General features: G+C 61.6%; 4 protein-coding genes. All 4 read right to left on the bottom strand.

The window, feature by feature from the left end:
• Positions 1-172: 172 nt before the first annotated feature.
• The 4 genes from E3O25_RS05215 to E3O25_RS05200 are packed head-to-tail and all read right to left on the bottom strand — an operon-like array spanning position 173 to position 2,981.
• Positions 173-1,174, bottom strand: coding sequence for a DUF3445 domain-containing protein (locus E3O25_RS05215; protein ID WP_241983769.1), 1,002 nt, complete (start codon positions 1,172-1,174; stop codon positions 173-175).
• A complete protein-coding gene (locus tag E3O25_RS17180; RefSeq protein WP_134360624.1) occupies positions 1,171-2,148 on the bottom strand; it encodes a PDR/VanB family oxidoreductase in 978 nt (325 codons plus the stop codon). Before E3O25_RS17180 ends, E3O25_RS05215 begins: the two co-directional genes overlap by 4 nt.
• Complete coding sequence (locus E3O25_RS05205; protein WP_134360623.1) at positions 2,145-2,630, bottom strand: dimethylamine monooxygenase subunit DmmA family protein; 486 nt, start codon at positions 2,628-2,630, stop codon at positions 2,145-2,147. The genes E3O25_RS17180 and E3O25_RS05205 overlap by 4 nt, the downstream gene beginning before the upstream one ends.
• A 6-nt stretch (positions 2,631-2,636) precedes the next feature.
• Positions 2,637-2,981 (bottom strand): ethanolamine utilization protein, encoded by a 345-nt coding sequence (locus tag E3O25_RS05200; RefSeq protein ID WP_198410955.1) that lies wholly within the window; start codon positions 2,979-2,981, stop codon positions 2,637-2,639.
• Positions 2,982-3,445 lie beyond the last annotated feature (464 nt).

Genomic DNA, 3,445 nt, shown 5'->3' with positions numbered 1-3,445 from the left:
CTCAGCCGCCGCCGGCCCATTCTTGAGAATGGCGACCGCGCGAGAAATCTCGGCACGGGACAACGGATCAAGCGGGTGCGCCCCGACAACAATTTCAGTCTCAACAGCGATGGTCATGGTTCTCTCCTTGGTTGTTTCTTCAGGTTCTGGAACAGGGTAAAACTGGGGGTGACTAGGCGGACAGCAACCAGTCGGATGCCGCTTTGCGGTAGTGGATGATGCCCTTGTACTCGGCCATGTCATCGGGGAGTTCGGCCAGCACTCGGCCCATGTTTTGTCGCCAGACCGGTACCCGGGCAATGTCTCGCAGCGGCAGCAGGTAGCTTCGGATCATGAACAGCACGGCCCCGGAGTGCGGGAGACGAATCATGTGCTGAATCTCGACCCGGAGGTGGAGCCGGTCCGGCAGGGCGGGGTCGTCGGCAATGGTCATGCGGTCATGCGCCCAGTTGGGGTAGGTCTCGGTGGACGTGTCCAGGCGCCGGTCGATGGTCAGGGTCCAGTTGGTGCGGCGGTACTGTTCCCCGGGCTGCAGCCGCATCAGAAACTGCTCCGCCCGGCTGACGATCTTCTCTTCCTTCACCCGGGGAACGGGGTGATGCACTTCCAAAAACTTCATGCCGACGTCGAATCCGACCGACCAGTCAGCGGCGAAGGTGACCACGCCCGCATCCAGCCACAACGCATCCTGGCGGTGGTCGAGAAAAACCAGGTCGTCCTGAATCTGGCTGCCCAAAAATCGCAATGGGCCCATCGGAAGCGAACTGTCGTCGCCGACGGTGAACTCCACGTCGAGGTTTTGCAGGGAGTTGCGCCAGCGGCAGAGGTCGCCTTCCCGGGTGAAGGACACGGTGTCCGGGTATTCCTCAGCCAAAGCGGGCAGCAGGGTGCAAATGGCATCCCACACGGCGGGTCGCATGTGGGGGAGCACCTGAAGCCGGGAAGGATCCCGCTCCAGTACCTCATCACGATCCTTGAGCTCGGCCAGGTAGTGTTCGTCGATGTGGAGCAGCCGGCCGCCCCAGGCGCCTGCTTCCGTGGAGACTTCCTTGCGGGACGGCTCGACATTGGCGCTGTAGCGGTAGATGTCACCGGAAAACGGAAAGGGAAAGTGCTTGATCCGTTCGGGAAGCACGTCGGCATCCCGTACAGCCTCGTTGATGACAGTACTCACAGGTCCAGCTCCAATTCTTGGCCCAGGCTGCGGGAGACGCAGCACATCATGGTGGTGTTGTCGTCCTTTTCCTGGTCGGTCAGGTAGAGATCTCGGTGCAGGGGTTCCCCACGCAGTACCGGCACGGCGCATTCGCCGCAGATGCCCTTGCGGCACATGTTCGGAACGGTCAGGCCGGCGTTTTCGAGGGTGCCCAACAACGACACACCGGCCGGAACGTTCAACGTGACTTTGCTGCGGGCCAGTCGAACCTCGAACGGTTCGCCATCGTCGAGCGCCGCACCGGAGAACGCCTCTGAATGCAGCAGGCTCTTGGGCCAGCCGAGATCGCGAGCCTGCTTGAGCACACTGTCCATGAAGGCATTCGGTCCGCAGACGTACAGGTGCGTTCCGAGTTGCTGCGTCGTGAGCTGACGGGTGAGAACCTCCTGAAAACTGCTGCGATCCAGGCATTCCGTCAGGCCCGAACCCAGCAGCTGTCGTGCTTCAGCCACGTGTGCGCCCGTTCCCGGCCGGTGCACGTAGATCAGGGATGCTGACGCGCCCCATTCGGCGGCGTACCGCGCGTGCGAAAGCACCGGTGTGATGCCGATTCCCGCAGCGATGAGTAGGTGATGGCTCGCTGTTGCCGCCGGGGCGAAGGCACTGCGGGGATGCGAAACCTGAACCAGGTCACCCACGCAGAGCGCGTGCATGGCGAGGGATCCGCCGGAACCGTTCTCGATTCGCAGCACGGAGATGCTGTATTCCGTGGGGGCACTGCCCGAGCCGGTGAGCGAATAGGCATTGGCGCCGGTTCCGTATTGCACCACGAGGTGGCTCCCCGGTACATACGACGGCAGCAGCTCACCGAGCGCACCACCAAACGTGATGCTCGTGATCGAATCCGTCTGCGCACTGACGCTGGTGACCTCCAGCTGGAGGGTCCCGTCCAGTAGCGGCTTGGCCTTGTTCTGGAGCGCCGTCCCGGTCATGCTGCCTCCTCGGCATGGGCTGAGAATCCCAGGTACCCGCCAACACGGCGGGAGAAGTGGTCAGTGAAGATCAGGGTCGTTCCACAGCCTTGACAGTCCACATTCGTGCCGATCGGATGGTCCGTCGTGGTGGAGGTGTGGCAGTGTCCGCAGAAGATGACACGGGGTCCGACCTCGTCGCACACCAGGGTCATTTCCTCGTCAACGAGGCCACATTCTGCTGCAACGGATGCCGCTGCGTGCACGTCTGCCGGTGGGCCGGCCAGTACAACACGCACACCGACACGCGAGTGTCCGAGCACAGACCTCAGGTTGGCGATGGCCTCGGGGGTCGCGGCTGCGAAGCGGAGGTCGTGCCGGGGCATGCCACCGGTGTCGTGATCTTCGAGAGCGTCGGTGGTGGCGAACGACACACAGATGACTCCGCGAAAACCGGGTTCGCAGCCGGCGCCTGTTGCCGGCGACTGGGATGCGGTACGCATGGGGGTTTAGGGTGCGAAGGTGCGGTCGCCGGCGAAGAATCCGAGGGCGTAGTCGGGAGTTTCGAACTTGACGGTGGTGCCCTTGGGGAAGAAGAGTACGTCGCGTTCGGTGGCGTGGGTGACTTCGCCGGTGGTCTGGTCGGTGAGGATGAATTCGCCTGNGTAGACGAGGGGTGCGGAGGCCTTGAGTTCGAAGAATCCGGCGCTCATGACCGAGCCTTCGGGGTTGGAGAGGGAGTCGCCGATGGCGGCGTCGCAGCCGGGTTCGTTCATCGGCGGAAGGTCGAGGTAGCCGCCTTCGACTTTGTAGATGGCGCCGGCCTTGGTGAGGGTGCCCAATACGGTTTCCATGATCTCTCCTATGAGGTGTGAAAGGTGTGTCAGAACTGTTCAACGGTGAATCTGGGAGACTGGCGTTCATCTCGGTTGACAAGCTACGGTACGTAATTCATATAGTCCAGCTTTTTTTAGAAATATTGATTCAGAATGTTTTTCAATTCGACATTCCGTTGCAGGCCCACTCCGCCCCATCCCAAGGTGTAGTCAGGGCTATCCCAAGACAGTGTTTCTACTGTCGGTATGTTTCGAAATAGTGGACCTCAAGCGAAAGCACCGGTCGGCCGTCACAGCCCGGTGACCGAACCGACGGGGATTCAGTTGTGGCTCCCAGTCCGGACTCAAAGGAGAGAACCATGACCATCGCTGTCGAAACTGAAACTGAAATTGTTGTCGGGGCGCACCCGCTTGATCCGTTGTCCCGTGCCGAGATTTCTCGCGCGGTCGCCATTCTCAAGAATGGGCCGGCGGCGGCTGAG

It is taken from the genome of Cryobacterium sp. TMT1-3 (assembly GCF_004402315.1).
GTDB lineage: Bacteria > Actinomycetota > Actinomycetes > Actinomycetales > Microbacteriaceae > Cryobacterium > Cryobacterium luteum.
Note: the sequence above shows the minus strand (reverse complement) of the source record. Positions and strands in the feature narration are given on the sequence as shown.

Excerpts from the sequence above, each read along its gene's own strand:
- E3O25_RS17180 (WP_134360624.1), bottom strand. The coding sequence starts at position 2,148 with ATGACCGGGACGGCGCTCCAGAACAAGGCCAAGCCGCTACTGGACGGG.
- E3O25_RS05205 (WP_134360623.1), bottom strand. The coding sequence starts at position 2,630 with ATGCGTACCGCATCCCAGTCGCCGGCAACAGGCGCCGGCTGCGAACCC.